This is a genomic window from Achromobacter sp., from assembly GCF_036567245.1.
GTDB lineage: Bacteria > Pseudomonadota > Gammaproteobacteria > Burkholderiales > Burkholderiaceae_B > Achromobacter.
Window position 1 is genome coordinate 1 of sequence record NZ_DATCUY010000267.1, and the last position, 3,719, is coordinate 3,719.

Consider the following 3,719-nt stretch of genomic DNA (forward strand, 5'->3'; position numbering starts at 1 on the left):
CGTGTTCTGGACGAGGTTGGTGGGATCGACCACGACCCATTGCGCCTGGACGGTAGAGACGGTGCAGAGCATGGCCGCGACAGTGGCGGCGAGAAGACGCTTTTTCATGGCTGGTTCTCCGATAGTTGGGACAAGAAGGAAGCAGCCGCCGGTGCGGACGGCAGCAGGTCGGCGGCCCAGTCGAGGCCGCGATGGCGCAGCCACGCGCCCGCGAAGCCGGGAGCGCCGGCTTGTGCAAGCACGCGGTCAATGTCGCGTTGGTCTTGGGGGGTGGATGCGCCCGCGAAGGCGAGCGCCACCGGCCCCAGGTCGAGGTCGAACAGGCGGTTGCCGAGGCGCGACTGGTAGTAGTAGTCGCGCTTGGGCTGCGCGGTGGCGACGATCTCGATCTGACGGCTGTTGAGCCCGAAGCCTTCGTAGATCGTGCGAATCTGCGGCTCGGTCGCCTGCGGATTCGGCAGGAAAATCCGACTCGCGCAGCTCTCGATGATGGCTGGCGCGATAGTCGAATCCTTGATGTCGGCCAGCGATTGCGTGGCGAAGATGACGCTGACGTTCTTCTTGCGCAGCGTCTTGAGCCATTGCCGGATGCGGGCGGCGAAAGACGGCTCATCGAGGAACAGCCAGGCTTCATCGAGGATCAGCAGCGTGGGTGCGCCGTCGAAACGCTCATCGAAGCGGGCGAACAGGTAGCGCAGCACTGCCTGCACAGCGGCGGGGCTGTGCATCAGTTCTTCCATCTCGAAGCCCTGCACGGCGCCGAGGCCAAGACGGTCGGCGTCCGCGTCCAGCAGCTTGCCGTGCGCGCCGCCGAGCACATACGGGGCGAGCGCCTGTCGCAGCGCGTTGGATTGCAGCAGCACGGAAAGCCCGGTCATCGTGCGCTGCTCCACCGGCGCCCCGGCCAGGCTGCCCAGCGCCGACCAGATCGCCGCTTTCTCGTCCGGGCCGACGGTCACGCCTTCATGCAGCAAGCGGCCTTCCACCCATTCGGCCGCCCAGGTGCGGTAGCCCTCATGGTCGATGCGCGCGAGCGGCTGGAAGGCAATGCCGCCATCGGCGCCCAGGTCGTAGTGTTCGCCGCCCAGGCCGAGGATGGTGGCGCGCATCGAGCGGCCCATGTCGAAGGCAAAGACCCGCGAGCCGAAGTAGCGGCGGAACTGCAAGACCAGCTTGGCGAGCAGGACCGACTTGCCCATGCCGGTCGGGCCAGCGACCAGCGTATGCCCCACGTCGCCGATGTGCGTCACCAGCCGGAACGGCGTCGCGCCATCGGTGCGCGTCACGATCATCGGCGGCCCGTCGAGGTGATCGTTCTTCTCCGGCCCGGCCCACACCGCCGACAGCGGCATCATGTGCGCCAGATTCAGCGTCGAGACGATGGGCTGGCGCACGTTCGCATAGGCATTGCCGGGAATGGACGACAGCCACGCATCGACGGCATTGAGGGTTTCGGGGATGGTGACGAAGCCCCGGCCCTGGATGACGCGCTCCACCATGCGCAGCTTCTCGTCGGCCAGGGTCGGGTCGGCATCGAGCACCGTCACCGTGGCGGTGAGATAGCCGAACGCGACCTGATCGCTGCCCAGCTCCTGCAAGGCGGCGTCGGCGTCGGCCGCCTTGTTGCTGGCGTCGGTATCGACCAGCGGGCTTTCCTGCTGGAAGATGGTTTCGCGCAGCAGCGCCACCACGTTCTTGCGCTTGGCGAACCACTGACGGCGCAGGCGGCCGAGTTCCTTTTCCGCCTCGGCCTTGTCCATGCAGACAAAGCGCGTGCTCCAGCGGTAGCCAAAGCCCAGGCGGTTGAGGTCGTCCAGAATCCCCGGCCAGGTCGAAGTCGGAAAGCCACGCACCGACACCACGCGCAGGTGCTGGTCGCCCAGCACGGGCGCCAGGCCACCGACCAGCGCGGAGTCGGCCAGCAGCGCGTCGATGTGAAACGGCACTTCGGGCACGCCCACGCGGTAGCATCGTGTCGAGACGGTCGCGTGCAGATAGGTCAGCGTTTCAGCGTCATCGAGCCAGGCGATTTCCGGCATCACGCCATCGAGCAGGTCGAAGACGCGATCGGTTTCCGCGATGAAGGTATCGAGCCGGCCACGCCAGTCCACACCATCGCCGGGCGAGTTCTCGTAGAGCAGCTTGGCAGCGCGGGCGCGCGATTCCTCGGGCGGCAGGTACGCGAGCGTCAGGTGATAGCCACTCTCGAAGTGATGCCCCGATTCCTCGAAGGCCGCGCGGCGTTCTTCATCGACCAGCCAGGACAGTGGCTCGGGGAAGTCGGAATGCGGATAGTCCGCCGCCGGCCGGCGCTCGGCCTCGATGAACAAGGCCCAGCCCGACCCCAAGCGGCGCAGCGCGTTGTTGAGCCGCGCCGACGTGGCGATCAACTCGCCCTGCGTAGCGCTGTCCAGATCAGGTCCGCGAAAGCGCGCCGTGCGCTGGAAACTGCCATCCTTGTTCAAGACGACACCCGGCGCGATCAGCCCGGCCCAGGGCAGCCAGTCGGCCAGCAGCGCGGGCCGCTGGCGGTATTCGGCAAGGTTCAGCATGGCATCCCCCTCATACGTCCAGCAGCGGCTTGTGCTTGATGTGCCGGGCGAAGACCTGCATGAACTGCGGATCGACGCGCGCGCCCCAGACCGCCAGCGAATGGCCGACAATCCAGAGCACGACACCGGGAATCCACAGCTGCAGGCCCAGCCCGACGGCGGCAGCCAGCGTGCCGTTGGCGATCGCCACGGTGCGCGGCGCACCGCCCAGCAGGATCGGCTCGGTGAGCGAGCGGCGCAGCGGCACCTCGAAGCCCGGAAGATCGCTGGCCGTGTTCATACGACGGCCCCGCCGGAGAAGCTGAAGAACGACAGGAAGAACGAGGACGCGGCGAACGCGATGGACAGGCCGAACACGATCTGGATCAGCTTGCGAAAGCCGCCCGACGTGTCGCCAAAGGCCAGCGCCAGGCCGGTGGCGATGATGATGATGACCGCGACGATGCGCGCCACCGGCCCTTGGATCGACTCCAGGATGGATTGCAGCGGGCCTTCCCAGGGCATCGAGGAACCGGCGGCCTGCGCCGTGCCCGCCAGCAAGAGCATCAGCGCGGCCAGCAGCAGCCCTTGTCCGGCGGGACGGGCCAGGCAGCGCAACCGTGCCAGCATGGGCAGCCGAGAAAGCGGATTTACGGAAAGACGGAAAGCATCAACGGGCGTCATGGCAGTTCTCCAGAGGGTTGGTCAGGGGACGGGGAAGGCGCAGCGGCGGCGGCTGCATGAAGAACCGGCGGCAGCTCGGGAAACGGCGCTTCCAGCGCGTCCGCCAGCCGGTAGCCGGCGGCGTCGAAACCGACGACGCGGGCGATGCTTTCAACGCGGCGCTTGCGGCCACGTCCGGCGATGTGGATGACGACGTTGACCGCCTCGGCGATCAGCGCACGCGGCGGGTTCACGGCCACTTCGAGAATCAGTTGCTCCAGCCGCAGCAGCGCGCCCAGCGCGGAGCCGGCGTGGATCGTGGCGACGCCGCCAGGGTGGCCGGTGCCCCACACCTTGATGAGATCCAGCGCTTCGCCGCCGCGTACTTCGCCGACGATCACCCGGTCTGGGCGCAGGCGCATCGTGGCGCGCACCAGCTCCTGCATCGACACCACGCCCGCACGGGTGCGCAGCGGTACATGGTCACGGGCCGCGCATTGCAGTTCGATGGTGTCTTCGAGTACC

At 67.5% G+C, this 3,719-nt stretch carries 5 protein-coding genes; all 5 read right to left on the reverse strand.

Translation table 11 applies throughout. The features are described from left to right. The coding region (locus VIR09_RS11775) for a DUF4141 domain-containing protein (protein WP_332013042.1) at nucleotides 1–108 on the reverse strand (108 nt) is incomplete at its 3' end. After that, nucleotides 105–2,552: a conjugal transfer protein TrbE gene (gene trbE / locus VIR09_RS11780; RefSeq protein ID WP_033938314.1), complete on the reverse strand. Its 2,448-nt coding sequence runs from the start codon at nucleotides 2,550–2,552 to the stop codon at nucleotides 105–107. The genes trbE and VIR09_RS11775, both read right to left, overlap by 4 nt. A gap of 10 nt (nucleotides 2,553–2,562) precedes the next feature. Then, nucleotides 2,563–2,832 (reverse strand): VirB3 family type IV secretion system protein, encoded by a 270-nt coding sequence (locus tag VIR09_RS11785; RefSeq protein WP_033938315.1) that lies wholly within the window; start codon nucleotides 2,830–2,832, stop codon nucleotides 2,563–2,565. Next, complete coding sequence (locus tag VIR09_RS11790; protein ID WP_033938316.1) at nucleotides 2,829–3,215, reverse strand: TrbC/VirB2 family protein; 387 nt, start codon at nucleotides 3,213–3,215, stop codon at nucleotides 2,829–2,831. Before VIR09_RS11790 ends, VIR09_RS11785 begins: the two co-directional genes overlap by 4 nt. Beyond that, nucleotides 3,212–3,719 (reverse strand): ATPase, T2SS/T4P/T4SS family (locus VIR09_RS11795; RefSeq protein ID WP_332013041.1); only part of this gene is annotated, 508 nt, incomplete at its 5' end. The genes VIR09_RS11790 and VIR09_RS11795, both read right to left, overlap by 4 nt.

What these genes read in the sequence shown, in the direction of transcription:
- trbE (WP_033938314.1), bottom strand. Translation starts at nt 2,552, where the DNA reads ATGCTGAACCTTGCCGAATACCGCCAGCGGCCCGCGCTGCTGGCCGAC.
- VIR09_RS11790 (WP_033938316.1), bottom strand. Translation starts at nt 3,215, where the DNA reads ATGACGCCCGTTGATGCTTTCCGTCTTTCCGTAAATCCGCTTTCTCGG.
- VIR09_RS11785 (WP_033938315.1), bottom strand. Translation starts at nt 2,832, where the DNA reads ATGAACACGGCCAGCGATCTTCCGGGCTTCGAGGTGCCGCTGCGCCGC.